At 70.2% G+C, this 26,095-nt stretch carries 23 protein-coding genes; 5 read left to right on the forward strand and 18 right to left on the reverse strand.

The genetic code is table 11. From position 1 onward, the window contains the following. Nucleotides 1-52 precede the first annotated feature (52 nt). The gene (aztD, locus tag JYA75_RS06590) at nucleotides 53-1,264 is read right to left on the reverse strand and encodes a zinc metallochaperone AztD (protein WP_072636506.1); all 1,212 of its coding nucleotides are present in this window, start codon (nucleotides 1,262-1,264) and stop codon (nucleotides 53-55) included. Between the two features lie 128 nt (nucleotides 1,265-1,392). On the opposite strand from aztD, the gene JYA75_RS06595 reads away from it, so the two are divergent. After that, the gene (locus JYA75_RS06595; RefSeq protein WP_029546523.1) at nucleotides 1,393-2,580 is read left to right on the forward strand and encodes an AAA family ATPase; all 1,188 of its coding nucleotides are present in this window, start codon (nucleotides 1,393-1,395) and stop codon (nucleotides 2,578-2,580) included. Here JYA75_RS06595 and JYA75_RS06600 read toward each other — a convergent pair. The 4 genes from JYA75_RS06600 to JYA75_RS06615 all read right to left on the reverse strand — a co-directional run bounded on the left by JYA75_RS06600 (nucleotide 2,534) and on the right by JYA75_RS06615 (nucleotide 6,446). Beyond that, nucleotides 2,534-3,118 carry a sigma-70 family RNA polymerase sigma factor gene (locus JYA75_RS06600; protein ID WP_029546522.1) on the reverse strand — a complete coding sequence of 195 codons (585 nt, stop codon included), beginning with the start codon at nucleotides 3,116-3,118 and terminating at the stop codon, nucleotides 2,534-2,536. The genes JYA75_RS06595 and JYA75_RS06600 overlap by 47 nt on opposite strands. An 81-nt stretch (nucleotides 3,119-3,199) precedes the next feature. Further along, nucleotides 3,200-3,880, reverse strand: a complete 681-nt coding sequence (locus tag JYA75_RS06605; protein ID WP_006940961.1) for a nitroreductase — start codon at nucleotides 3,878-3,880, stop codon at nucleotides 3,200-3,202. A 37-nt stretch (nucleotides 3,881-3,917) separates the two neighbouring features. Next, nucleotides 3,918-5,348 (reverse strand): NAD(P)/FAD-dependent oxidoreductase, encoded by a 1,431-nt coding sequence (locus tag JYA75_RS06610; protein ID WP_185713231.1) that lies wholly within the window; start codon nucleotides 5,346-5,348, stop codon nucleotides 3,918-3,920. Between the two features lie 90 nt (nucleotides 5,349-5,438). Further along, a complete protein-coding gene (locus JYA75_RS06615; protein WP_006940963.1) occupies nucleotides 5,439-6,446 on the reverse strand; it encodes an NAD(P)H-dependent glycerol-3-phosphate dehydrogenase in 1,008 nt (335 codons plus the stop codon). A 199-nt stretch (nucleotides 6,447-6,645) separates the two neighbouring features. Here JYA75_RS06615 and JYA75_RS06620 point away from each other — a divergent pair, with 199 nt between their 5' ends. Further along, nucleotides 6,646-6,816 (forward strand): hypothetical protein, encoded by a 171-nt coding sequence (locus JYA75_RS06620; RefSeq protein ID WP_167666173.1) that lies wholly within the window; start codon nucleotides 6,646-6,648, stop codon nucleotides 6,814-6,816. Between the two features lie 53 nt (nucleotides 6,817-6,869). Here the strand turns inward: JYA75_RS06620 and JYA75_RS06625 are convergent, their stop codons facing one another. The 9 genes from JYA75_RS06625 to JYA75_RS06665 form a co-directional block, all read right to left on the reverse strand. Continuing rightward, complete coding sequence (locus JYA75_RS06625; protein ID WP_006946220.1) at nucleotides 6,870-8,132, reverse strand: benzoate/H(+) symporter BenE family transporter; 1,263 nt, start codon at nucleotides 8,130-8,132, stop codon at nucleotides 6,870-6,872. A gap of 7 nt (nucleotides 8,133-8,139) precedes the next feature. Then, a complete protein-coding gene (locus JYA75_RS06630; protein WP_203330157.1) occupies nucleotides 8,140-10,824 on the reverse strand; it encodes a helix-turn-helix transcriptional regulator in 2,685 nt (894 codons plus the stop codon). Between the two features lie 11 nt (nucleotides 10,825-10,835). Further along, nucleotides 10,836-12,182 (reverse strand): aromatic acid/H+ symport family MFS transporter, encoded by a 1,347-nt coding sequence (locus JYA75_RS06635; protein WP_185713230.1) that lies wholly within the window; start codon nucleotides 12,180-12,182, stop codon nucleotides 10,836-10,838. A gap of 108 nt (nucleotides 12,183-12,290) precedes the next feature. After that, nucleotides 12,291-13,100: a 1,6-dihydroxycyclohexa-2,4-diene-1-carboxylate dehydrogenase gene (locus tag JYA75_RS06640; protein ID WP_006946217.1), complete on the reverse strand. Its 810-nt coding sequence runs from the start codon at nucleotides 13,098-13,100 to the stop codon at nucleotides 12,291-12,293. Next, nucleotides 13,097-14,707 carry a benzoate 1,2-dioxygenase electron transfer component BenC gene (gene benC, locus JYA75_RS06645; protein ID WP_006946215.1) on the reverse strand — a complete coding sequence of 537 codons (1,611 nt, stop codon included), beginning with the start codon at nucleotides 14,705-14,707 and terminating at the stop codon, nucleotides 13,097-13,099. Before benC ends, JYA75_RS06640 begins: the two co-directional genes overlap by 4 nt. A gap of 33 nt (nucleotides 14,708-14,740) precedes the next feature. After that, nucleotides 14,741-15,244 (reverse strand): benzoate 1,2-dioxygenase small subunit, encoded by a 504-nt coding sequence (benB, locus tag JYA75_RS06650; RefSeq protein ID WP_043801243.1) that lies wholly within the window; start codon nucleotides 15,242-15,244, stop codon nucleotides 14,741-14,743. Nucleotides 15,245-15,257: 13 nt separating this feature from the next. Then, nucleotides 15,258-16,649, reverse strand: coding sequence for a benzoate 1,2-dioxygenase large subunit (gene benA / locus JYA75_RS06655; RefSeq protein ID WP_006946209.1), 1,392 nt, complete (start codon nucleotides 16,647-16,649; stop codon nucleotides 15,258-15,260). A 209-nt stretch (nucleotides 16,650-16,858) separates the two neighbouring features. Beyond that, entirely contained in the window at nucleotides 16,859-17,863 is a 1,005-nt protein-coding gene (locus JYA75_RS06660) for a 2Fe-2S iron-sulfur cluster-binding protein (RefSeq protein WP_006946208.1), read from the reverse strand. A gap of 3 nt (nucleotides 17,864-17,866) precedes the next feature. Further along, complete coding sequence (locus JYA75_RS06665) at nucleotides 17,867-19,078, reverse strand: cytochrome P450 (protein ID WP_006946207.1); 1,212 nt, start codon at nucleotides 19,076-19,078, stop codon at nucleotides 17,867-17,869. A gap of 139 nt (nucleotides 19,079-19,217) precedes the next feature. On the opposite strand from JYA75_RS06665, the gene JYA75_RS06670 reads away from it, so the two are divergent. Further along, nucleotides 19,218-20,183, forward strand: coding sequence for an AraC family transcriptional regulator (locus JYA75_RS06670; protein WP_037201213.1), 966 nt, complete (start codon nucleotides 19,218-19,220; stop codon nucleotides 20,181-20,183). A 75-nt stretch (nucleotides 20,184-20,258) separates the two neighbouring features. Here the strand turns inward: JYA75_RS06670 and JYA75_RS06675 are convergent, their stop codons facing one another. The 3 genes from JYA75_RS06675 to JYA75_RS06685 form a co-directional block, all read right to left on the reverse strand. Then, the gene (locus JYA75_RS06675; protein ID WP_072636498.1) at nucleotides 20,259-20,750 is read right to left on the reverse strand and encodes a hypothetical protein; all 492 of its coding nucleotides are present in this window, start codon (nucleotides 20,748-20,750) and stop codon (nucleotides 20,259-20,261) included. A 72-nt stretch (nucleotides 20,751-20,822) separates the two neighbouring features. Then, the gene (locus JYA75_RS06680; RefSeq protein WP_203329811.1) at nucleotides 20,823-22,442 is read right to left on the reverse strand and encodes a 4-hydroxyphenylacetate 3-hydroxylase N-terminal domain-containing protein; all 1,620 of its coding nucleotides are present in this window, start codon (nucleotides 22,440-22,442) and stop codon (nucleotides 20,823-20,825) included. Nucleotides 22,443-22,492: 50 nt separating this feature from the next. Further along, on the reverse strand, nucleotides 22,493-23,056 hold the full coding sequence (locus tag JYA75_RS06685) for a flavin reductase family protein (RefSeq protein ID WP_043802490.1): 564 nt from the start codon (nucleotides 23,054-23,056) through the stop codon (nucleotides 22,493-22,495). A gap of 243 nt (nucleotides 23,057-23,299) precedes the next feature. On the opposite strand from JYA75_RS06685, the gene JYA75_RS06690 reads away from it, so the two are divergent. Continuing rightward, nucleotides 23,300-24,229, forward strand: coding sequence for an AraC family transcriptional regulator (locus JYA75_RS06690; protein WP_043802485.1), 930 nt, complete (start codon nucleotides 23,300-23,302; stop codon nucleotides 24,227-24,229). Between the two features lie 6 nt (nucleotides 24,230-24,235). On the opposite strand, the gene JYA75_RS06695 is transcribed toward JYA75_RS06690, so the two are convergent. Further along, nucleotides 24,236-25,006, reverse strand: coding sequence for an IclR family transcriptional regulator C-terminal domain-containing protein (locus JYA75_RS06695; protein WP_043802481.1), 771 nt, complete (start codon nucleotides 25,004-25,006; stop codon nucleotides 24,236-24,238). A 196-nt stretch (nucleotides 25,007-25,202) separates the two neighbouring features. On the opposite strand from JYA75_RS06695, the gene catA reads away from it, so the two are divergent. Then, nucleotides 25,203-26,054, forward strand: a complete 852-nt coding sequence (gene catA / locus JYA75_RS06700; protein WP_029546511.1) for a catechol 1,2-dioxygenase — start codon at nucleotides 25,203-25,205, stop codon at nucleotides 26,052-26,054. Nucleotides 26,055-26,095 lie beyond the last annotated feature (41 nt).

Genomic DNA, 26,095 nt, shown 5'->3' on the forward strand with positions numbered 1-26,095 from the left:
GCCGAATGTCACATGGGTTCGGTTGGATCGAACCCATGTGACATTCGGTCACCTAGGTGCCGGTGATCTCGTTGGGGGTCTGCGGCAGCGACGCGGTCGTCACGGCGGCCGAGTCGAGATCGACCGCGTGCAGCGCGTTGTTCGCCGGGTCGGTGACGTAGGCGGTGTGGCCCTGCACGTACAGCGCCGGGCGCGGTGACTGCCACTCGTCGGGCTCGGTCCACGGGGCGAGGACGTCGATGCGCCGGACCACCGCGCCGCTGTTCTGGTCGATCACGTGCAGCGCTCCGTCGGTGCCCAGGACGAGTGCCTCGCCGTGGGGTCCGCGTCCGAGCGAGCGGAACGTGTAGCTGGTGCCGAGGTCGACGAGCCGCAGTTCGCCGGTGCGGGTATCGGTGAGCGAGACACGCTGTGGTCGTTCGAGTTCCGCGTCCGGATCGCTCTTGTAGTCGCCGAGCACGATGTCGGACTCCTCGGATCCGGCCTGGTTTCCGATCCGGCCGTACGGGTCGGGGGCGCTCACCTTCGTGATCGTGCCGTCGCGGTAGACGAGCAGGCCGTCCTCGCAGCCCAGCACGACGGCCTCGTCGGCGGCGACGGCCTCGCCGTGCACGCCGGGGCACTGCTCGTTGCGGGTGATCTCCCGGCGCTCGGCGTCGAGGACGGCGATGCCGTTGCGGGACTCGCTGTTGCCGAGGGTGACGAGCAGGCTGCCGTCGGCGAGCGCGACCGCGACGCCGTGGTGCGCTTCCGGAGTGGTGTAGGTGTCGGTCTGCGGCGTGCCGTCGGCGAGGTCCGCGGGGTCGAGGATGTCGACGCGGCCGGTGCCGTCGTCGAAGAGCACGGTCCTGCCCGCGTGCCGGACGACGTGCCCGGGCTTGGCGGCGGCGAACTCGACGTCGGTGAGTGCCGCGCTGCCCGCGTAGTGGTGCGCGTGGTCGCCGTGGGGTTCGGACCAGCTGCCGGTGTCGAGGACGCGGAAGCGGCCGGCGGTGGAGACGAACACGTGCCGGCCGTCGCCGGCGGCATTGAGGCGGTTGAATCCGTCGAGCGGCAGGTCGGCGACGACGTCGAGGTCGTTCGCGTCGAGGACGAGAATGCCGCCGTCGTAGGTGACGGCGAGCCGGGGCTCGGCGGCGGCGACCTCGGCGGGAGCGGTCGGGGCGGGGGCCGCGGGGGCGTCCTCGGCGGTGGAGGTGGAGCAGCCGGCCACGAGCACGGCGGCCAGCCCGGCGGTGAGCGCGAGACTTCGGGAGGACTTCATGCCGGAACATCTACGCGTTATTGCAAACAAATGTCAAAGTCTATTATGCGAATGTCCGCATCCGGGATGTCCCGCGACACGCGGTGCAAGGAGGCGGTGTCCACGCGCGGCGCCGTTACCATCGACCGATGGACCCGGTCCGCAACCCGTACGCTCCCGGCGCGGGGCAGCGCCCGCCCGAGCTCGCCGGCCGGGCGAAGCAGCTCGACGCCTTCGACGTGGTGCTCGAACGGATCGCCCGCGGCCGCCCCGAACGCAGTGTCGTGCTCACCGGGTTGCGCGGCGTCGGCAAGACCGTCCTGCTCAATCAGCTTCGCTCCGCGGCGATCTCGCGGAGCTGGGGCACCGGCAAGATCGAGGCCCGGCCCGACCAGGACCTGCGCCGGCCGCTGTCGTCGGCGCTGCACATGGCGGTGCGCGAGATCGCCCCGGCCCATCCGCACCCCGAATCGGTCGAGTACTTCCTCGGCGTGCTCAAGTCGTTCGCGCTGCGGGCCACCGCGGACAAGGGCATGCGCGAGCGGTGGCAGCCCGGCATCGACGCCCCCGCGGTCAAGGGCCGCGCCGACACCGGCGACCTCGAGATCGACCTCGTCGAACTCCTGATCGACGCCTCCGGGCTCGCCCGCGACGTGGGCGTGGGCATCGCGCTGTTCGTCGACGAGATGCAGGACCTCGGCGCACCGGACATCTCCGCGATCTGCGGGGCGTGCCACGAGCTCAGCCAGGACGCCGCACCCCTCATCGTGGTCGGCGCCGGGCTGCCGCACCTGCCCGCGGTGCTCTCCGCGTCGAAGAGCTACTCGGAGCGGCTGTTCAGCTACCACCGGATCGACCGGCTCGACCGCGGCTCCGCCGACATCGCCCTCATCGCGCCGGCCGAGCGGGAGGGAGTGACCTTCACCGAGGAGGCGCTCGACGCGCTGTACGAGACGGCCGACGGATACCCCTACTTCGTCCAGGCCTACGGCAAGGCGACCTGGGACGTCGCGGCGACGAGCCCCATCACCGCCGACGACGTGCGCGTCGGCGCGCCCGCCGCCGAGGAGGAACTCGCCGTCGGGTTCTTCGGCTCCCGGTACGAGCGCGCCACCCCCGCGGAGCGGGAGTACATGCGCGCCATGGCCGACCTCTCCGGCGACGACGGTCCCGTCGCGACGTCGAAGATCGCGGCCGAACTCGGCCGCAAGCCTGCGTCGCTGTCGCCCGCGCGGGACGGGCTCATCAAGAAGGGGCTCATCTACTCCGCCGAACGGGGCTTCATCGGATTCACCGTGCCGCACTTCGGACGGTATCTGCGCGCTCAGCACGACTGAGCTGCAACCGGATTCGCTGCAGGGCGCGGTGCTGGGCGATGCGGACGGCGCCGACCGAGGTGCCGAGCATCGCGGCGGTGCGTTCGGCGCTGTAGCCCTGCAGGATCCGCAGCTGCACCACGCGGCGCTGCTGCTCCGGCAGCAGCGCGAGTTGCCGGCGGACCGCGGAACGCAGCTCCTCGTCGAGCACGCCCTCCTCGGGCCCGGGGCCGGCGACGTCGTGCAGCGGCGTCACGGTACGCGCAGCCTTGCGCCGGACGTCCGCGACCTTGTGCGTGGCGATCCCGAACGCGAAGCGCAGCAGCGACGCACCGCGATCCTGGTAGCGCGGCAGTGCCCGCGTCAGTGCGAGGCACACCTCCTGGGTGACGTCCTCGGCCGGAGTGTGCGCGCGGGTGCCCTCGTCCATACGCGCGGCGCAGAAGCTCAGCACATGGGGGCGAACGGAACTCACCACCACGCCCACGGCGTGCGGTTCACCGGCGACGGCGCGCGGTACCCAACGGCGGAGCAGCTCCTCGGTTTCGATGCGGTGCACGGGGTGTCCTCTCGGGCGGGGAAGGTGGTGAGTTCCACCTTCCGTCGCCCGGGCGCCCCGGGCCAGGACCCCTGGGGGTGGTTACTCCTCCACCCACCGCACGGCGTCGTCCAGGCTCGCCCGGTCGGTGCGGCAGGTGTTGGCGGGGTGGCTCTCGTCGGCGTAGCCGAAGGAGATCGCGCACACGATGTCGCGCTCGTCGGAGATACCGAGTTCGCGGCGGACGGCACCGGCGGCCATCGCGACGGCGGCCTGCGGGACGGCGGCGATGCCGAGCGCCTGCGCGGCGAGGAGCAGGGTGGCGACGTACCCGCCGCAGTCGACCGCTCCGTACGTGCCGAGTGCCTTGTCGGTCGTGACGATCGCGACGTGCGGCGCCCCGAAGAAGCGGTAGTTCTCGAGCATCTGCTCGGTGCGGCGCGCGTAGTCGTCGCGGGCGATGCCGAGGCTGTTGTAGAGGGCGTAACCGGCGCCTCGCCGCCGGTCGGCGTACACCCCGCGGTACTCGGCGGGGCCGGGGATGTCCGGGTCGAGATGGCCGGACGCCGCCTGCTCGTACACCGCGGTCCGCAGCCGCTCGATGGCGTCCCCGCCGGCCACGACGACCTCCCACGGCTGGGAGTTGCACCACGACGGGGTGCGCTGCGCCATCCGCAGCATGGTTTCGATGTCCTCGCGCGGCACCGGCTTGGACAGGAACGCCCGGCAGGAGTAGCGGGTGTCGAGCAGGGTCGAGAGCGAGGCACGGTGGTCGATCGTCATGTGACCAGGGTCGCACAGGCACCTGTGTAGCGCTCGTTCAGGGCCGTCGTGCGGGACCGGCGGCCGTGTAGTTCTCCCGGTCGAACCGCCGGGTGCGCAGCCGGTATCGCCAGGACGAGTCCGGCCACAGCGACCGGTTCACCGCGTCGCGGTCCAGGTACCAGCTCCGGCACCCCGTGGTCCACACGGTGCCTGTCGAGCGCCGGCGCATCTCGTCGGAGAACTCCCGCTGGGCGGCCGCCCGCACCTCGAGTGCGGTGACGCCCTCCCGGTCGGTGGCGTCCATCGCGGCGGCGACGTAGCGGAGCTGGCTCTCGATCATGAACAGCAGCGAGGTGTGGCCGATGCCGGTGTTGGGCCCGCCGAGCAGGAAGGCGTTGGGGAACCCGGCGACGGTCGTGCCCAGGTGCGCCGACGCGCCGTCGCGCCCCCACCGCTCGATCAGGGTGCGGCCGTCGCGGCCGACGACCGGCAGACCGGCGAGCGCGGCGGACACCCGGAATCCGGTCGCGTACACCAGGACGTCGGCCGCGTGTTCCCGACCGTCGACGGTGCGCACACCGTGCGGGCCCAGTCCCGCGACCGGGGTGGTGACCACCGTGCTGGAGTCTCGGGCGAGCGCGGGATAGTAACTGTCGGAGAACAGGATCCGTTTGCACCCGATCCGGTGTCGCGGGGTCAGGGCGCGGCGCAGGTCCGGGTCGGGCACCTGCCGGTGCAGGTGCCGCAGCGCCCGGGCCTCGAGGCGGGCGAGCCGGCGGTCGGACCCGGTGAGGGCGGGGACGAGCGCCTCGCCGCGCCAGTACTCGACCGTCCGTCGCGCGCGGTGCGGCAGCGGTAGGTGCTGCCTGCGGCGCGGCAGCACCCAGGCGGGGCTGCGCTGGAACAGCGTGACACGGCCGGCGGTGTCGGCGAGGTACGGGATCACCTGGGCGGCGCTCGCACCGGTGCCGATCACGGCGACGTGCCGCCCGGTGACGTCGACGCCGTGGTCCCAGCGCGCGGTGTGGAAGGCGGGGCCCGCGAAGGAGCCTTCGAGGCGGGGAATCTGCGGGACGTTCAGGGCGCCGGTGGCCAGGACGAGGAAGCGGGCCGCGTAGTCCGGACCGTGGTCGGTGCGCACGTGCCAGCGGCCCGTCGTCTCGTCCCACCGGCACCCGGTTGCGGTCGTGCCGTAGGCGATCCGGTCGTCGAGCCCGTTCCCTGCGGCGAACGCGTGCAGGTGCGCGAGGATCTCCGGCTGGGTGGCGCGGCCGCGGGCCCAGACGGCCTGGGGAGCGGACGAGTACGAGTACAGGGCCGGATGGATGTCGCACTCGCACCCCGGGTAGGTGTTGTCGCGCCACGTGCCGCCGAGAGCGGCGCTCCGTTCGAGAACGCGCACGTCGCGGCCGCGTTGCCGCAGGTGTGCGGCGGCACCGAGCCCGGCGAAGCCGGCGCCGACGACGAGTACTTCGGTTCCGATCACTTGAACAGTGTGCAAGTACGGGCTTCACCAGGCAAATTAGGGTCTATATCGCCATCTAGTACGCGGTCGAGAATCCCGGATACTTCCCGATCAGACCACGTCCTCCTCGTTGCCCGGGGTGACCCGGCGCAGCCCCCGGTACGCGTCGGCGGGGGAGCGGCGGCCGGCCACGACGGCCTCGACCTCGGCGGCGATGGGCATCTCCACCTCGTACTCGCGCGCCAGTTCCATCACCGTCGGGGCCGTCTTCACCCCCTCGGCCACCTGGCCCAGCCGGGCCACCGCCTCCTCGAGGGTGAGCCCGCTCGCCAGCGCCTCGCCGATCCGGCGGTTGCGGGACGCCGGGCTCGTGCACGTCGCGATCAGGTCGCCCATGCCGGTCAGGCCGGCGAACGTCCGCGGGTTGGCCCCCATCACCTCACCGAGCCGGGTCATCTCGGCGAGGCCCCGGGTGAGCACCATCGCCCGGGTGTTGTCGCCGACCCGCAGCCCCTCGGCCATGCCCGCCGCGATCGCGACGATGTTCTTCAGGACCCCGCCGAGTTCACAGCCGAGGACGTCGGTGTTGCGGTATACGCGGAAGACCTTCGAGGCGAACAGTGGCTGCAGGGCCGCCGCGACGCGTTCGTCCGCCGTGGCCACCACCGCGGCGGCCGCCATGCCGTCGGCAACCTCGCCGGCGATGTTCGGCCCGGCCAGCAGCCCCACGGGGTGCCCCGGCAGGCATTCGCCGATCACCTCGGTGGGCCGCAGGCGCGTGCCCGGTTCGAGTCCCTTCGCGAGCGAGAGGATCGGCACCCAGGCCCGCACCTCGTTCGAGATCTCGGCGAGGGTGGCGCGGACCGCGTGGGACGGCACTCCGACCACCAGCACGTCGGCCTCGTGCGCGGCCTCGAGGAGGTCCGAGGTGGCGCGCAGGTTGGCCGGCAGGGTCCGCTCGCCGAGGTACCGGGTGTTGCGGTGCTCCTCGTCGATCTCGCGGGCGGTGTCCGGATTGCGGGACCAGAGCAGGGTCGGGGTGTTCCGGGCCGACAGCCCTGCGACGGTGGTGCCCCACGAGCCGGAACCGAGGACGACGACGCGAACCGGACGTGCCATGGGTTGTTGATCCTGTCTGCGCGGCGGGACGGTACGGCCCTCAGGGTGTCAGTTCGCCCGTCCCGGCGCCGGATTTTCGCGGTATGCCCGGTCCCCGATCTGCGTCGTACCGTATGTGCGGATGCGCACACTGGCATATCTGATACCCCAGGGGGTATATTGACGATAGACCCCGACCGCTTCCCCGAGGAGGACGCCCATGTGTTACCCCGTCACCTGCCCCAAGTGTGGAAAGACCGGCTGGGGCGGCTGCGGCCAGCACGTCGACAGCGTGATGAAGTCCGTGCCCGCCGCCGAGCGATGCGCCTGCGACCAGGACTCCGCTCCCAAGACGAGCTCCGGCATCTTCGGCTCGCTGTTCGGCCGCTGACACCCACCGGCTCGGGACACGGCGGGTGCGCGCACCCACGCGCGCGCCCGCCGTCACCGGCCGGTGGTCCAGTCCCCCCGCTCGAGCAACCGCGACACGATCACCCCGGCCACCAGGCCCCAGAACGCCGCCCCGATGTTCCAGAACGTCACGTTCGCGGCGGTGACGACGAATGCCACCAGCGCCCCCATCGTGTACTTCGAGGCGAACGCCGTCACGAACGCGCCCTGCAGCGCCCGCAGCATCGCCAGGCCCCCGAGGGTCGCGACGAACGCCGCCGGCGCGGCGGTCATCCACCGCACGAACAGCGGCGCGAACAGTCCGAACACGATCGAATACAGCCCGAAACACACGGCCGCCGTGTACTGGCGGCTCCGCTCACCGGACGCGGTGAGCAGGGCGTTCGTCGGGCCGGTCAGGCACGTCGACACCGCGCCGACGCAGGCGGCACCGAGCGACCACACCCCGCACGCGATCGTGGTGACGTTGATCGGGGGCCGGTGCCCGGCCGCCGTGAGCACCGCGACTCCCTGCCCGTTCTGCACCACCAGCACGGTGATCGCCAGCGGGATCACCAACTCCAGCAACGCCGTCCACGTGAACACCGGCGCGGTGAAGACCGGCGACGCGAGGATGCCCGCTCCGCCCGGGGCCGGGGAGAAACGCCCCGACGCCGCCACCGCGACCGCACCGGCGATCAGCGCCCCGAGGATCGGCGGCAGCCACCGGCCGATCCGGCCGAACGCGCTCAACGCCAGGAACATCAGCACCATGGGCGCGGCGATCGCGACGTCCGCACCGAGCGCGAGCACCAGGTCCACACCGAACTTCAGGAAGACGCCGGCCACCATCGCCATGACGATCGGCATCGGCAGCGCCTCCATCACCCGCCGCACCAGCCCGGACGCCCCCAGCACCAGCACCAGCAGGCCGGTGACCAGGAACGCCCCGATCACCTCCGGCCAGGACAGGTGCCCCAGCGACCCGCCGACGAGGATCGTGCCCGGAATCGTCCAGGCGAAGCCGAGGGGCTGCCGGTAGGCGATGCTCATCGCGATCGTCAGCACGCCGTTGAGGACGAAGATCCCGAAGATCCACGACGCCAGTTCGGCGGCGCCGAGCCCGCCGGCCGCGCCGGCCGCGAGGACGACCGCGACCGGCCCCGTCGACGAGAACACCAGCCCGATCACGCCGTTCGCCGCGTACTCGACGCCGAGGTCCCGCAGCACCCGGCGCGGCCGGGTCACGGGCCGAGCGGGCCGCTCGAGCAGGTCGGTGTCGTTCGGGGGAGAGGTCTTCTCGTCGACTGCTGTCATCTCTTCCTCACTCCTCTTGCCGGAACTGGGCGGCCAGCTCGCTGCGCGAACGGATGCCGAGCTTCGCGTAGACCCGTGTCAGGTGGTACTGCACCGTCTTCACCGACAGGAACAGCTCGCCCGCCACGTCCTTGTTGGTATTGCCCGCGGCCACCAGCGCGGCGACCGCCTTCTCCTGCGGGGTCAACGCCGCCAGATCCATGTGTGTCCGGCGGGTATCGTCGCCGTTCGCCTTCATCCCCCCGGCCTTGAGTTCGCGGTCGCAGCGCTGCACGTACGACGTCGCGCCGAGCGTCACGTACAGCTCGCGGGCCGTGCGCATCACCGCGTCCGCCTCCCGCCGGCGTCCGGCGCGGCGCAGCGTCTGCCCGTACGCGAAGTTCACGCGGGCACGGTCGTACGGCAGCGACAGCGTCGCCAGGTTCGCCAGCGCGTCCTCGAATGTTCTGCGGGCGGCGTCGATGTCACCCCGTGCCCCGTGGATCCGTCCGCGCACGTATCCGAGCCGCGCCCGGGCGGACAGGTGCCCACGGGAGACGGCCAGTTCCTCGAACGGACGGAGGAACTCGTCGGCCTCGTCGACGCGTCCGGTCATCACGAGAGCATTCGCGAACAGGTCCGGCCACGGCCAGAAACCCGGTTCCACCAAGGCCTGCCGCCGACGGGTGGTGAGCGGTGCGAGGTGCCGCAGCACCCCGTCGTAGTCGGCGGCGACCTCTGCGCACTGGGCGGCCGCGATGCAGGACGGCACCACCATGACGGCATAGTCGGTGGCGCCCGCGCGTCCGCGACGCAGGTGCTCGCGGGCCAGCGACCAGTCCCCGCGCAGGGCGTGCACGTGTGCTCCCGTCCAATGCACCAGCGGCCGAAGCAGATCCAGGCCGGCCGTGTCGAGCTGTGCGGCCGCGCGGTCGACGGTGCGCACGGCGTCGTCCCATGCGCCGAGCGCGAACTCCGTGCGCGCCAGCCACGCCTGCGCCCACAACGAGATCCGGATCGAGCCGCCGCGGAAGACGGTCGGCTCGGCACTCTCGAGCTCCGCGCGGGCGCGATCCGGCTCGTCCAGCGCCAGGGCGAGCCAGCCCTCCGCCATGCGGATCCGCTGGCTCTGGGCGCCGAGCCGGAAGGTCTCCGACAGCTCTGCGTACGAGGCGCGTGCCTCGTCGACGCGGCCGGTCATGGCCAGGCCGAGGCCGCGGATCGCGGCCGACTCGACGGCAGCGGGCATGTCGGGAGCTACGAGGGACGACGCGCGGTCGGCCCACTCGACGAGGCCCGCGCCGTCGAGCTGGGCCAGCGAATGCAGCACCATGCGCTGGCAGATCATCGCACCCAGATCGGGGTCCCGGGCCGGGTCCGGGAGCAGTTGCCATGCGCGCGTGAGCAGCTGGGAGGCCTCGGCCGACCGGCCGCGCTGGATCGCCAGGTAGCCGAGCACCACGTCGCGCATGGAGCCCTCGGGCGCGGCCTCCATCGCCGGCACGAACGTCAGCGCCTGGGGCAGGTCCGCCGCGCCCGTGAGGGCGTCGACGCCGCGGATCAGCCGCTGCGCGCGCTGGTCGCGGTCGGGACTGATGCCACTCGCGATGATCAGTGCCTCGGCAGCATCCGACCACGCACCGACGGCGGCGCGGCGCCGGCCGTACCGATCGAGGCGGTCCGCGAGGTCCGCATCGGCGGTGGGGGTGGCGGAGACCAGGTGGGTGAGGGCGGCACCCTCGTCGTCGACCAGTTCGGCGGCGCGGGCGTGCAGGTCGCGCCAGCGGGCGGGACCGATGTCGTCCGCGACGGCGGCCCGCGTCATCGGGTCCGGGAAGATCAGGGTGACCGCGCCGCGCTGTTCGCGTCGTCGGAGCAATCCGGCGGTGTGCGCGGCGTCGAGCGCCGCGGTCGGGTCCGCCAGCCCGGCCAGCGCCGCGGCCTGGGTCAGGGTGCTTTCGCCACCGAGCACGGCCGCCGCTTCCACGAGTGCCCGGGTCTCGGCGGGGCAGTGGTCCAGCGTGCGGCGCACGGCGCCCGACCGTTCCTGGGGCGCCGGGAACCGGGCCTGCCAGTGCTGCCACTGGTTGCGGGGGATCTCGTCGAGCAACTGCAGGATCGGGCGGGGTGTGCCGAGAGTGTGCTCGAACAGCCGTCGCGCGGTCCACGGCGACAGGTCCACGCCGATGCGGGCGAGGGCCAGCTGGGCGATGTCCTGCGGCCCGAGGGGCCGCACGTGCACGGAGAGGGCGCGGTGATGGTCGAGCACCTGCCGGGTGCTGTCCGGGACCGCCTCCGGCAGCGGGTCCACGGTCACCAGCAGGACGAGCAACTGCTTGCCGTGGGCGCGGCGGACGGCGGACGACAGAGCCTGCAACGACTCGGAATCGGACCAGTGCGCGTCGTCGACGACGAGAACGGTGGGATCGTCCACGAGGGACAACAGTTCGTGCGCCACTTCCACCGGATCACGTCCGGTGACGGGGGCCTGCAGCAGTTGCTCGGCCGTGCTCCACGCGCGCGCCGCCTCCCACGGGACGCCCGCGGACACGCGGACCTGCCAGCCGTTCAAGACCTCGGTGAATCGTTGCACCAGGGCGGATTTGCCGATACCCGGCGGACCCTCGACGAGGGCGAGCACGGGTGAACCGGCTCGCGCCTCGCCTAGGTGACGGTCGAGCTCGGAGAGCTCTCGGGTACGTCCGACCAGCATGGCGGGGTGAGTCACACTTCCACGGTAGTGGGGCTCGCGGCCGCAGCTTCGGGGGTTCGGGCAACGTACTGCGCACCCCGTCGGATGGGAACGAACACCGTGACCAGGGCGCCGGCCACGGCGATGCCCGCGAAGATGTAGAAGCTCACGTCGTTGCTCAGCCCGGCACCGATGAGCAGGCCGCCGATGATGGGGCCGAAGATGCCGCCGAGCCGGCCGAATCCGGCGCACCAGGCGACACCGGCACCGCGCGCTGCCGTCTCGTAGTAGTTGGAGACGAACCCGTAGATGAGCACCTGGGTGCCGATCGTGCCGACCCCGGCGATCGCCACCGCGGTCAGCAGGACGGGCAGCGGGAACCCGAAGGTGAGGAGGATCAGTGCCAGGCCGGCGAGGCCGAACGTGGTGGCGATGACCGGCTGGGGGCCGCGGCCGTCGGCGATCCGGGAGGCCAGGAGGCCGCCGATGATCGCACCGCCGTTGAGCACCAACAGGAATGCGAGCGAGCCCTTCGCGTTGTAGCCGGCGTCGGCCATGATCTTCGGCAGCCACGTGTTCAGGCCGTAGGTCAGCAGGAGCCCGGCGAAGCTCATCAGGCCGAGCAGGGTGGTGCCCCACGCGTAGCGGCGGGTGGCCAGTGCGGCGAATCCGACCTTCTCGGCCGGGGCCGGGGCGATCGTGGGCAGGGGGAGACCGAACTTGTCACAGACCGCGGCCGCCTCGTCCGTCCGCCCGCGCGCCTGCAGCCACATCGGGGATTCGGGGAGCTTCACCAGGGCCAGGGGCAGCAGGATCACCAGCGGCAGCGCGCCGATCCAGAACAGTCCGCGCCAGCCGATGGTGTCGCGCAGCACGATGGCCAGCAGAGAGGCGAGGACGCCGCCGGCGGGGACGCCGCTGTAGACGATCGCGTTGAACAGGTTCCGTTTCCCGGGCGGAGCGAACTCGGCCACCACGGCACCCGCGGTGGCGACGAGACCACCGACGCCGATGCCGGTGAAGAAGCGCAGGATGCCGAAGGAGGTGATGCTGGTGGCCATCGCCGCGGCGCCCATGCCGACGGAGAACCAGACGATGTTGATCAGCATCATCCTCCGGCGCCCGAGCCGGTCGCCGAACGCGCCGGTGAACAGGGCGCCGACCATGACGCCGATGAGGGCGTACGAGCCCAGCGCGCCGCCCTGCTGCGCGGAGATCGCTCCGATCTGGCTGGGGTCGGCCATCAGTGTGGGCAGGATCGTCCCGTAGACGACGAGGTCGTAGCCGTCGAAGATGATCGCGAGCGTGGCGAGGGCGACGACCCAGATGACGGTGCGGCGGTGCCGGGGACTTGCCCAGGCTGTTGTGTTGTCGGCCATGTCGGCTCCGGTCTGTGAGTGCGGTCACAAATGAAACGGGGCAGAAAGAGGGCCTCACCGGCAGGGGATCCCTGGCCTGTCGGTGAGGCCTGTGGCGGTGCTGGGGTGTTACCCCAGGTCGCCGCCGGCGACGGGAAGAACCGTGCCGGTGATGTAGGAGGCCTCCTCCGAGGCCAGGAAGGTGATCGCGGCGGCCTGCTCGTCGAGCGTGCCGTACCGCTTGAGCAGCGAGGAGTCGACGGTCTGGTCCACGATCTGCTGGTACCAGCCCTTCTCCTGCTCGCTCTGCGCGGCGGGGCCGCGCGCTACCCGGCGGGCGGGGGCGTCGGTGCCGCCGGGGGCGGTGGCGACGACCCGGATCCCGTACGGGGCGGCCTCGAGGGCGAGCGCGGCGGTGATCGCGTTGACCCCGCCCTTGGCGGCGGCGTAGGGGACGCGGTTGACACCGCGCGTCGCCACGGAGGACACGTTGACGATCGTGCCCGAGCGTTGCTCGATCAGGTACGGCAGCACCGCGCGGCATGTCCACAGCGTCGGGAACAGCGACCGCTGCACCTCCGCCTGGATCTGCTCGGGGGTGTAGTGCTCGTACGGCTTCGCCCAGATCGTCCCGCCGACGTTGTTGACGAGCACGTCGATGCGGCCGTGCTGCTGCCGGGCCTCGTCGATCGCGGACTGCGCTCCCGCGAAAGTCTCGAGGTCGGCGGTGACGGAATGCGCCTGGAAACCCTTCTCGCGCAACTCCTTCGCCACCTCGTGCACGAGCTCGGAGCGGTCGACGAGGATCACGGATCCGCCCTCGGCTGCGATGCGGGACGCGACCACGAGGCCGATACCCTGCGCGGCGCCGGTGACGGTGACAACCCTGCCGTCGAAGCGGCCCGGGTACACGGTGCCGACCGGAAGAAGGGCACTCACGCGAGTTCCACCTTCGCGGACTCCTCGATGGCGCGGCGCATCGTCGCCTTGGCGTGCTCGGCATGGCTGACGATGAGGTCGCGGGCCGCCGCGCGATCCTTGCGTTCGAACGCCCGCACGATCTGCAGGTGGTCGTGCGGAATCTGCTCGTCCACCCACTGCGCGGTGCGCAGCACCTTGCGCATCAGCTGGGTCACCTCGAGCCGGTTGTACGCCTCGAGCAGCACGGGATTGCCGCAGCAGCGGAACAGGAACTCGTGGAAGGCGGCGTTGGTGTCGGTGAACGCGCCCGCGTCGGTGAAGCGGTCGTGGTCGATCGACGCGGTCGACGCCTCGGCGAGAATCCGGAATTCCACGAGCTGCGCGTCGGTGAGCCGGCCGATGGTCAGCTCCAGCGCACCGAGTTCGAGCGCCATGCGCGCGTCGAACTGGGCGTCGGATTCGGTGACGGGCGGGTGCTCCTCGCCGATCTCGTAGTTGCCCACCGGCACCTGCTCGGCGGCGCCGAGGGACACCGGCAGGCCGGTCTCCTCGGCTGCCCTGGTGGCGGCTTCGAGTTCCCGCTCGGTGGGCCGGGGCGCCGGTTCGGCGGCGCCGGGGGTCGCGGAGTTGTTGAACTTCTCGAAGTAGAAGTTCGTCACCGAGATGCCCTCGTCCGACAGGTGCGTGCGCACCGCCTCGACCATCGGCGGCGGCCCGCACAGGTAGACGTCGACGTCGCCGTCGTTGAGGTGCTTCGGCTCGAACAGGCCGGTGACGTACCCCTTGTTGGGGGCGGTCGACTCCGGATCGGAAACGCAGTAGTCGAACGTGAAGTTCGGCAGCGACCGCGTGTAGGCCTCGAGCTTGTCCAGCTCGACCAGGTCCTGGTCGAAGCTGACGCCGTAGACCAGGTGCACCGGCAGGTCGCTGCCCTCCTCCTGCATCTTCGACAGGATGGCGAGCAGTGGCGCGAGGCCGGTACCGCCGGCGAGCAGGAGGGCGGGGCGCTTACGCTCACGCAGGAAGAAGCTGCCGAACGGGCCGGTGAACTGCAGGGTGTCTCCCACCTGGGCGCGATCACTCAGGTACTCGGACATCAGGCCGCCCTCGGTGATCTTCACCAGGAAGGACAACTGCGGGTCGTTCGGTCCCGTGCTGAACGAGTACGACCGGGTCTGTTCCGTTCCGGGCACGGTGATGTTCACGTACTGGCCCGGCAGGAACACCAGGTCGTCCCGATTGGGGATCTCGACGGTGAAGCCCACGGTGCTGGGAGAGAACCGCTGCAGGTCCGTGATCGTCGCCGTGTACGTCGCGGCCGCGGTCTTCGCGACGTCCGAGGTCGTCGCGATCTGCAGCACGAGATCGGATTCCGGGACCATCTGGCACGGCAGGCAGAATCCCTGCTCGGCCTCGTCGTCGGTCAGCGCCTCCTCGATGTAGTCGCCGCCGTCGTAGTTGCCGGACTCGCACAGTGCCTTGCAGGTACCGCACGCGCCGTCGCGGCAGTCGAGAGGAATGTTGATCCGCGCCTTGTACGACGCGTCGGCGACCGTCTCGTTCGGTCCGCACTTGATGAAGCGGGTCACCCCGTCCTCGAAGCTCAATGCCACCTGAAAGCTCACGGCATGTGCCTCCTTTCGTGAATCGGGGGTGGATCAGACGACGTAGACGTCCACGATGTGGTGGATGTAGTCGTTCTTGAGCACGATCTTCTTCTTCTTGATCACCGGGTGCGGGCCCGAGACGTCGAGGGTCACGAAGTTCGTGCCGAAGTAGGTGTCGGTGGTGTTGTACCGGTAGTACAGCGAGAACCAGTTGTGGCGCAGGTCGATCTCGGTGCCGCGGCGCTCGAGGATCTCGACGTTGGTGATGTTGTGGCCGGTGCGCGGTTCGGGCAGCGACGTCGCGGAGGAGCGGTCGGTGCGGATGCGGAACACCCGGTCCTCGAGGCCACCGCGGTTGGGGTAGTAGATGAGCGAGATCTCGCGCTGCGGGTCCTCGGTGAGCGCACCGTTGTCGTCCCATGCCGGCATCCAGTACTCGGCCTGCGGGTGGTAGCACTCGAGCCACTTCTCGAACTCGCGGTCGTCGAGGAGACGGGCTTCACGGTAGAGGAACTGCTCGATGTCGGTCTGCGTCAATTCCGTTGCGGCGGTCATGTCCTGGTCTTCCTCAGCGCTCGTTCGTGGTGGTGGGCTCGGCGGCGGCGTTCTCGGCGGTTTCCGCCGCGACGGCCTTGCGCATGCTCTCGAGCCAGAAACCGTGCTGGATCGGGTACAGGCCCTCGTCCTCGGTCTTCACGCCGCTCGACAGCACGTTCTTCATGCCGAGGTCCAGCGCGACCTGGTCCGGTCCGTTGAGCTGGTGGGTGGCGCCGCGGCTGAGGTCGTTCCACGGGGCGGCCGACGCGAGATAGGTCTTCTGGCAGGACCGGAACTCCTCGAGGTCGTCCGGGGTGGCCATTCCGGTGGCGTTGAAGAAGTCCTCGTACTGGCGGATGCGGTTGGCGCGGGATTCGGCGCTCTCACCCTTGGGGGCGATGCAGTAGATGGTGACTTCGGTCTTGTCCACGGAGATCGGCCGGAAATGCCGGATCTGCGAGGAGAACTGGTCCATCAGGTACACGTTCGGGTAGAGGCAGAGGTTGCGGGACGCGCCGACCATGAACTCGGCCTTCTTCTCGCCGAATTCTGCGGCGAGCTCGTCCTTGCGGGGGAAGAGCGGGCGGTCCTGCGGGTTGCCCCACCACATCCACAGCAGCAGGTGGCCGTTCTCGAACGAGTGGTAGCCGCCGCCCTGCTTGCCCCAGGTGCCAGCGTCCATCGCCTTGGTCTCGTTGGTCGACTCGCCGGCGGTGCGGCGCGCGGTGGTGGCCGCGTAGTTCCAGTGCGTCGCCGACACGTGGTAGCCGTCGGCGCCGTTCTCCGCCTGCAGCTTCCAGTTGCCGTCGTAGGTGTAGGTGGACGAACCGCGCAGCACCTCGAGACCCTCGGGGGACTGGTCCACGATCATGTCGATGATCTTGGTGGCGTCGCCGAGGTGCTCTTCGAGGGGCTTGACGTCCTCGTTCAGGCTGCCGAACAGGAAGCCGCGGTAGCTCTCGAACCGGGCGACCTTGGTCAGGTCGTGGCTGCCGTCCTTGTTGAACCCCTCCGGGTAGCCGGCGTCGCGCGGGTCCTTGACCTTGAGCAGCTTGCCGTTGTTGCGGAACGTCCAGCCGTGGAACGGGCAGGTGAACGTGGTGCGGTTGTCGGTCTTGCGCCGGCACAGCATCGCGCCCCGGTGGCTGCACGCGTTGATCAGGCAGTGCAGCTCGCCCTCCTTGTCGCGGCTGATCACGACGGGCTGGCGACCGATGTAGGTGGTGAAGTAGTCCCCGTTGTTCGGAACCTGGCTCTCGTGCGCGAGGTAGACCCAGTTGCCTTCGAAGATGTGCTTCATCTCCAGCTCGAAGACTTCCTCGTCGGTGAAGATGTTGCGGCGCACTTGGTATCGGCCGCTGGCCGCATCTTCGACGAGAGCGCCGTCGAGGGCGGCGCGCACATGGTCCAGGGTCTCGGTCATGGGGATCCTCCAGAAAGGGTGTCGGGTCGGCCCCGGCGGAGAATGGGGCTGTTTCCGCGTTATCTCCACCATGCCACCATGTGGCCACAGTCACACCAGGCAAATGCCTAGGCCTACCTAGGACCCTCGGCAGGAGGGTAGGAAGTCCCCAAACGCCCGGTGCGTCCTTTGGGCTGCTGGAACAGCCCAAAGGACGCACCGGGGGTGGGTCACGTCGCCGAGGTGAACTTCTCCCGCCGGATCCGGCGCGGCGACATCCGGCGCCGCTTGCACGCCTTGACGGCGCTGTCGACGAAGGCCTCGGAGCCGCAGATGTAGCCCGTGTACTCCTTCGCCGACGCCACGTCCTCGACGAAGGCGTCGGGGGCGTAGCCCTCGCGGTCGCCGCCGGACTCACGGCTCAGGCACGCGACGAACCGGAAGCCGGGATGCTGCGCCTCCAGCTCGCGGAAGAAGCCGGAGTCGTAGAGGTCCTCGGCGGTGCGCACCCCGTGGTAGAGGACGATCTCGCGCCGCGGATCCAGCGACAGCGCCTGCCGGACGATGCTCTTCATCGGGGCCAGTCCGGTCCCGCCCGCGAGCAGCACCATGGGGCCGGTGGACTCCGCGTCGAACGTGAAGTCCCCGAGCGGTCCGGTGACGTCGACACGGTCGCCGACCGCGACGGTGCCGAACGCCCACCGGTCGCTCGCGACCCCACCCGGCCGGCGACGGACATGCAGCTCGAGCAGCTTCGCCTCACCCGGGGTGTTCGCCAGCGAGTACTGCCGCCGGACGCCGGTGCCCGGGACAGTCAGTTCGACGTACTGCCCGGCGGAGAATTCGAGCGGCGTGTCCAGGGTGAGCAGCATCCGCCGTGTGTCGTGGGCGATGTCGCGGACCTCGGTGACGGTGCCGACGAGGTCGCGCAGCGCGTGGGTGGCGTCCCGGTCCCGGCCGTCGTCGGTGCGTGGCCGCTCGACGACGGTGTCGCCGCACGGCGTGGCCTGGCACGCGAGGGCGAAGCCCGCGTCGCGTTCCGTCGCGGGCAGCGTCGCCTCGGGGGACGTGCGGTGGTCGACGGCGCCCGAGCGGACCCGGATCTTGCAGGTGCCGCACGTGCCCTGGTTGCACGAATTGGGCATCCACACCCCGCTGCGCAGCAGTGCGTCGAGCACGGTCTGCTCGGGTGCGCACGCGACGGTGGTGTCGCCGACGGTGACGGTGGCGCTCATGTCCTAGACCTCCCAGGTGACGTGCAGGGCGGTGGGTCCGCGGAAGCCCCAGCCCCAGAACTCGACGTCGGCGTTCGTGTCCCGCTCGAGGTTGGGGATGGTGTCGAGCAGTTCCTCGAGGCCGATGCGGCACACGTGGTTCGCGAAGTAGATGCCGGCGCACGCGTGGTTGCCGGCGCCGAACGCCAGGTGCGGCAGCGGCGGGCGGGTCATGTCGTATTCGGTGGGGGCGTCGTACTTGCCGGTGTCGTGATTGGCCGAGCCGTACGACAGGATCACCACGGTGCCTGCCGCGATGTCGACCCCGGACACCGTGGTGTCCCGCCTCGCGATGCGGGCGGTCGCCGACCAGATCGGCGACGTCCACCGCATGCCCTCGGCGATCGCGCGCGGAATCAGACCCGGCTCGTCGACGACGGCTTCGAACTGTTCGGGCCGGCTCAACAGCCCCGCCAGCGTCGAGGACATCGCGTGCCCCGGCTCCTGCATGGCCCCGAGCAGGAACACGTACAGCGTGGGATAGATGTACTCGCGGTCGCGGGTCTGTCCCTCGGGCATGCCGTCGTGCAGCCAGTGCGACATCGCACTGTCGTCCGGGTGTTCGATCCAGTGGTCGATCAGGGGATCGACGATCGAGCGGATCTCCGCCTTCGCGGCGTCGCCGGCCGCGAACCGCTCCTGGTCGGTGAATTCACCGTGGTCGTCGACCTCGGCGTTGGTGAAGGAGTCGGACAGCTTGTGGAACCACTCGCGCAGCGTGTCGGAGCCGACGTCCTTCAGCCCGAGCAGGTCTCCGAGCGCGCGGACGCTGACCGGTTCGCAGTACCGGGCGACGAGATCGGCGCGGCCGTCGTTCTCGAAACCCTCGAGGTAACGGCGGGCGATGGGCCGGACCAGGTCCTCGATCCAGCGGTCGACCTCGCTCGGCTGCAGCGCGGGTTCGACCATGGAGCGCAGATCCTGGTGGATGTCGCCGTTGACACCGATGATCGCGGGATGTCCGAACGTGCGCCCGCCGGCCGGGGTGATGATGGCCTCGAAGTCGTCGCTCGTCGCGATGGCGTGGCACGCCTCGGCGGTCGAGGCGACGAACGCGCCGAGGACGGGGACGAAGGCGACCGGTGCCTCGGCCCGCAGCCGCTCGTAGACCGGGTACGGGTTGCGCTCGAGTTCGGTCATGGTGATCTCGTCGATCCAGGAGAGGGTGCTCGTCATCGGTATTGCTCCTCGATGTGTCTTCGGCGGGTAGACCCCTCGAGCGGGGCCGTTCGTCGGGTGAGGCAGAACATATGACGGCAGTCACACGATCGCCGAGACGATCCGCGCGGCCCCTGGACACATCGCGCGACTTTCTGTGACCGGCGTCTCCGCTACGTACGCTCGTGGTGTGAGTGCGACCGAGATCGGAGACTGGGATGCCGCATCCCGGGCGGTGGCGGACGCGTACTTTCCCCATGAGCTGACCGATTTGTCGGGCACCGACCGGCCGAAGCTGTCGCTGACGACGGTCGATCTCGGCGGGGTGACCCTCGGCCGCCTGCACTGGGGTGCCGACATCGCCATCGCGTGCGACTATCCGGGCGCCTACGAGGTGAACATCCCGGTCACCGGCCGGCTCGAGTCCCGTGGCAGCCACGGCGAGACCGTTTCGGTGCCCGGTCAGGCCACCGTTTTCCGGGCCGACACGCCGAGTGTGATCACCCATTGGGGCGCAACGTGTTCCGTGCTCGGGGTGAAGTTCGACCGGGAGCATCTCGAGCGGGAGGCCGACCGGATCCTCGGTTCGCCGGTGCGATCGAAGCTCGAGCTGCCCGACCAGCTCGACCTGACCGGTCCGGCGAGCGAGTGGCACGGGCTCGTCCGGGCCCTGTCCGAACAGCTCGACGGTGCCCTCGAGGTGGTGCGCAATCCGGTGGTCGGGGCGCAGCTCGCCGGTGCCGTGACCGCGGCGTTCGTCCTGGCCGTCGCCCCGCAGGACGGGCCGGCCGGACCCCCGCGGCCGGGCATGATCCGTCGCGTCCTCGACGCCCTGCACGACGATCCCGGCCGGGCGTGGACCTCGGCCGACATGGCCGAACTGGCCGGCACCAGCGTCCGCCGCCTGCAGGAGGCGTTCGCCCACTTCGTCGGCCGCAGCCCGTCGGCGTGCCTGCTCGACATCCGGCTCGACCGCGCCCACGCCGACCTCGTCGCCGGAGCGGGCGCGGTCACCGTCGCCGACGTGGCCTACCGGTGGGGTTTCAGCCACCCCGGCCGGTTCGCCGCGGCGTTCAAGCGGCGCTACGGGACGACGCCCGCGGAGGTCCTGCGCGGCCGCTGACGCACACAGAAGTCCCGGACGTCGACAACCGTCGAGACGCTTGTCGATGTCCGGGACCTGTGTCGTTGCGTGGGCCTACCCGACCCAGAACTGCGGGGTGGGCCGGTCGAACGACAGCTCCGGGAAGTCGTCGTCGCAGATCGGGACCCGGGCTCGGCGCTCGACGTAGTCGTGGCCGTAGGCGCGCATGTGCTCGATGCACGCGACGGTGTATCCGACGGGATCGGGGTGGACGGCGGTGGCCGGCCGGAAGAGGTTGGGAAAACCCTTCGCCGTCAACGTGTTCGCCGTGCACCGCGCACCGTCGCGGCCGCACAGCGGGAGGGTGCCGTCCCCGTCGACGAGGAACTTGGCCCGCGCGACGACGGTCGAGCCGTCGAGGATGTCCCAGCGGTGGTCGACGTCGTCGTAGCGGGCGGAGGTCGCGCCGGCCGTGTCGTGGACGGCCAATCGCAGTTCGTCGCGCAGGCGGCCGGCCGCCCGCAGGGCGGCGAAGGAGCGCCCGAGGACCACGGCGTCGAACTCCGGGACGGGGGCATGGGCGACGGACTTCGAGGCGGTGGTCATCTCGGGCGCTCCTTCGCGGGTGGAACGCCGCGCGCGGGCGGCAGGGGATCGCCCGCGCGCGGCAGCTGGGGGTTACTTGCGGTAGTAGGCGCTGACGTCGTCGTTGCCGATGAGGTCGGGCACGGTCCAGCCGTCGAGGTCGTACTCGCTCATGAACTGCTCGGCCAGGCCCTTCATGCCGGAGACGATGCCGCGGTTCTCGGCGGCGAAGAGCAGTTCGGCCTTGACGTTCTCGTGGTTGCCGGAGTAGTTGCGCTCGTAGAGTTCGTGGCGGCCGCCGAACTCGGAGCCGATCGAGTCCCACAGGGCCTTCATGACCTTGACCCGGTCCACGGCGGTGATGCCGTCGGAGCCGCGGACGTACTTGTCCAGGTAGGGGCGCACCTCGGGGCTCTTGAAGTCCGCCGCCGACGAGGGCAGGTAGATCAGGCCGGACGCGACGTCCTGCTCGATGATCTCCTTGATGCGCGGGTAGCCGGAGATCATGAACATCCGGTAGGTCAGGCCGTACTCGAGCTTCGGGATGACGGTGTCGCCGATCCACGGCTCGGGGTCGCGGGCCATCGACTCGGTGAGCGACCAGAACAGGTTGCGCCAGCCGATGACCTCCCCGACGCGGGTCTGCACGCCGCGGAAGCCGCCGGCGCCGGTGGCGTCGAGGGCCTTGAGCAGCAGGCCCGCGATGAAGTCGAGCTTGACGGCGAGGCGGGTGCAGCCCTGGAAGGTGAACCGCGGCAGGAATCCGGACTGCGGGAAGAACGCGTTGATCTTCTCCACATCGCCGTACATGAACACGTTCTCCCACGGCACGAGCACCTTGTCGAAGATAAAGATCGCGTCGTTCTCGTCCATGCGCGAGGACAGCGGGTAGTCGAACGGCGAGCCGACCACGGCGGCGTTCTGGCTGTAGGAGGCCCGCGAGATCAGCTTGATGCCGGGCGCGTCCATCGGCACCGTGCAGATCAGGGCGAATTCCTTCTTCTTGATCGGCAGGCCGTAGTGGGCGATGAAGTTGTAGTTGGTGATCGCCGAGCCGGTGGCGACGACCTTGGCGCCGGAGACGATCAGGCCCGCGTCGGTCTCCTTCTCGACCTTCATGAACACGTCGCCGACCTGGTCCGGGGGCAGTTGCCGGTCCACCGGGGGGTTGATGATGGCGTGGTTCCAGTACAGGACCTTCTCCTGCGATTCGCGGTACCAGCGCTTGGCGTTGTCCTGGAACGGGGCGTAGAGCTCGCTGTTGGCGTTGAGGGTGCCGAGGAAGGAGGCCTTGTAGTCGGGGGACCGGCCCATCCAGCCGTAGGTCATCCGCGCCCAGGTGGCGATGGCGTCGCGTTCGGCGAGCAGGTCGTCGGCGGAGGTGGGGGTGCGGAAGAACGGCATGGTCACCCCGCCGTTGCCGGTGTCGGTCGGGGCGGTGAGGGTGCCGACGTGCTCGCCGGTGTGCAGCGAGTCGTAGAGGCGGGCGGTCATGCGGATGGAGTTGCGGAACGCCGGATGGTTGGTGAAGTCCTCGACCCGCTCGCCGTGCAGCCAGATCTCGCGGCCGTCCTTGATCGATTCGATGTACTCGTCGCCGGTCATCGGCCGCGTGGCGAAATTCTGCTGCCGGTTCGCCGGGGAATCGGCGGCGACGTTCACCGTGGAGCGGTCGATCGTGTTCTCGCCGGGACGGGACTCGAGAGTGGTCATGGATATCTCCTTGCGGGTGAAGGGAACTGGTAAGTGGTTCCGGGCGGTGGTCAGTTCACCGCGGCATCGAGGTGGAGCGGGGTGAACCGGGTCCGGGCGTCGAACCAGCCGCTGTGCGGATCGTCCATCGAGCCGTTCCATGCGGCGGAGGCGCTCGGTGCGCCGAGTTCGTGGAAGGTGCTCCGGTAGAACAGCAGCGGGGCGGTGTCGCGGCACTGGGCGTCGACGATCTCGCCGATGTAGATCACGTGGTCGCCGCCGTCGTACTCGCGCCACGGGACGCAGGACAGGGTCGCCGCGGCCCCGGCGAGCACCGGCGCCGTGGGTCCGTCCTCGAACACCGGGCCGGGGGTCTGCGGCCGGCCGGCGAAGTGCAGGGCGGTGTCGACCTGGTCCGCGGCGAGGATGTTCACCGCGAACGGTGCGCCGGAGAGGAAGCCGCACGCCTTCGACGTGCGGGTCAGGGTGACCTGGCACAGCCGGGGCTCGAGGGAGACGGCGGTGAACGCGGTGACCGTCGCGCCGTGGGGTGTGCCCTCGTGGTTGGCGCAGGTGATCACGGTGACGCCACTTGCGAACTGTCCGAAGATGTTCCGGAGCCGACGCTGTTCCATTTCGGCGCTCCTCCCGGGTCGATCCGTGCTGGTGTGATGTAGACCATAGGAGCGGGTGGGTGCCGGCTGCGATCCGCTGAACGCGGTCGCTATCCGGTTAGCGCGGTCGGCGTGACCGATGGCCTCGTTTGCCCGGAGACGTGTTGCCCATCACACTGGGCAGTGGGTCCCGGGTATACCGGGACGAAGGTCCCGAATGGCGAACGGCGCCGAAGGTCCCGGGGACGGAAACGGAGGTACGGGGTGAGGTCGACGCCTGATCCGGCCGATTGGGACGAAGCCGAGCATGTGGTGTCCGACGCATACTTCCCGCACACCCTGGCCCCGCTGGCCGCCGGTACGGAACCGCACGTCGATGTCCGCGCGCTGCAGCTCGGTCCGCTGCGGCTGGCGCGAATCGGATGGGGCGCCGAGGTCACGGTGCAGTCGGACCATCCGGGTGCCTACGCGGTCAACATCCCCCTGTCCGGGCGCATCGAATCGGTGACGGCGGGCCGCGAGGTGGTCTCGGTGCAGGGACAGGCGTCGGTGTTCCGGCCGGACACCGCCGCCACCATCACCCGCTGGACCGACGACTGCGAGATCGTCGGCGTCAAGCTCGACCGCGACTACCTGGACCGTGAGCTGGCGCGGATCCTGGGACGTCCCGACCTGCAGTTGCCGGAGCAGGTGGACCTGACCGGGGAGGCCGGTCAGAGCTGGATGACCCTGCTGCGTTCGGTGGTCGACCAGCTGCGCGCGGACGAGGAGCTGTGGCGCAATCCATTGGTCGCCGAGCAGCTCTCCGGCGCCCTGACCTCGGCGTTCGTGCTCGCGGTGATGCCCGACGGCGGAACCGGCACCGCGGCGCGACCGCGGATCGTCAAGCGGGTCCTCGACCGCATCCACGAGGATCCGGCCCAGCCGTGGACGTCGGCGGACATGGCCGAGCTGGCGGGCGTGAGCGTGCGCCGCCTCCAGGAGGGATTCCGCGAGTATCTGGGGGTCTGTCCCCGCGACTACCTGCTCGACCTGCGCCTCGAGCGGATCCACGAGGAGCTCGCGGCCGGCGACCCGGCGGCGACGTCGGTCACGGAGGTGGCCATGCGCTGGGGGATGACGCACACCGGCCGCTTCGCCGCCGCCTACCGCCGCAAGTACGGCGTGACCCCGTCCGCGACCCTGCGCGGCTGACGAGACCTACCCGCGGTACCCGAGGTCGGCGCTGAGGTCGTTCGCGGACTTCACCAGGCAGTCCACGGCGAGCGCGCGGAATTCCTCGGGCGTGTGCCGGGCCGCCGACGTCGAGCAGGCGAGCACACCGACTACGGTGCCGGCGGCGTCGCGCACCGGCGCCGCCGCCGAGATGAGGCCCTCCTCGAGCTCGGCGGAGGTGAGCGCGTAGCCCTGGGCGCGCACCCGGGCCAGCTCGGCCCGCAGTTCGTCCGCGTTGCCGACGGTCGCGGTGGCGAGCTTCTCGAAACTCGTATCGGCGACGACCTGCTCGACGGTGTCGGTGGGGGCCCACGCCAGCAGCGCCCGGCCCATCGACGTCGCGTATGCGGGGACCCGGGTGCCCACCGAGACGTTGATGCTCATGATGCGCCGCACCGGGACCCGGGCGGCGTACACCACCTCGGCGCCGTCGAGAACGCCGAGGGAGGCGGATTCGCCGGTGTACTCGGAGATCTCGACCAGCCGCGGCATGGCGGCCTCGACCAGGGCGTGCGAGGCGGAGTAGTGCTGACCGATGCTGAGCACGCGCGGGGTCAGCGACCATCGGCTGCCCGTGTTGCTCACGTAGCCGAGCTTCTGCAGGGTCAGCAGGATGCGGCGGACCGCGGGCCGGGACAGGTCGGTCTTCGCTGCCAGTTCGGCGAGGGACGGGTTGGGGTGCTGTTCGTCGAACGCGAGCAGCACGGCAAAGCCGCGCTCGATGCTTTGGACGAAATCCCGGTCCTGGCTAGGCATTGCTGGCTCCTACCTGCGGTTTCGGCGCCCGGGGCCACCCGGGTGTTGACAATCACCTGTGACTGGACGCACAGTGTGTGTACGCACTGCGATACAGAAGTACGCACAGCGTACAACCCGAGTGGCGAGAGCGCCAGCCCCGCGATCACCACGACAGCTTTCGTGACCATCGTTCGAGCCTCGCCGAGGAGGACACATGACCACCACCGAGAATCCCACCGCCCACGCGTCCGGCAATGCGGCCACCGACAAGTTCAAGAACGAGCGCGTCTCGTCGGACACGTCGGTCGAGCGTGCCGCCGCCATCTACAAGGATGTGCTCGGGGCGTTCGCCGAGATCATCCACAAGCACGAGGTCACCTACGACGAGTACCGCGTGCTCAAGCAGTGGATGATCGACGTGGGCGAGTACGGCGAGTGGCCGCTGTGGCTGGACGTCTTCGTCGAGCACGAGATCGAAGAGGTGCACTACAACCGCAAGCACTTCACCGGCACCAAGGGCAGCATCGAGGGCCCGTACTACGTGGCCGACTCCCCGAAGCTGCCGGCCAAGTGCACCATGCCGATGCGTGAGCAGGACAAGGCGGCCGAGTCCCTGATCTTCAAGGGCCGGGTCACCGACCTCGAGGGCAACGGACTGCAGGGCGCCACCATCGAGTTGTGGCACGCCGACGCGGAGGGCCTCTACTCGCAGTTCGCCCCCGGCATCCCCGAGTGGAACCTGCGCGGCACCGTCGAGTGCGACGACGAGGGCAACTTCGAGATCACCACCCTCAAGCCCGCCCCCTACAAGATCCCCGCCGACGGCCCGACCGGCTGGTTCATCGAGTCCTACGGTGGACACCCGTGGCGCCCCGCCCATCTGCACCTGATGGTGAAGGCCCCCGGCAAGCGCTCGATCACCACCCAGCTGTACTTCCAGGGTGGCGAGTGGGTCGAGGACGACGTCGCGACCGCGACCAAGCCCGAGCTCATCCTCGACCCGCAGCCGAACGCCGAGGGCGTCGACGAGGTGACCTACAACTTCGTGCTCGACCCCGAGGCCTGATCGTCTCCATGGACCGGGTCCACGTGAGTTGACGAATGCCG

Origin of the sequence: Rhodococcus sp. PSBB066 (assembly GCF_017068255.1) — a bacterium.
Lineage (GTDB): Bacteria > Actinomycetota > Actinomycetes > Mycobacteriales > Mycobacteriaceae > Rhodococcus > Rhodococcus aetherivorans.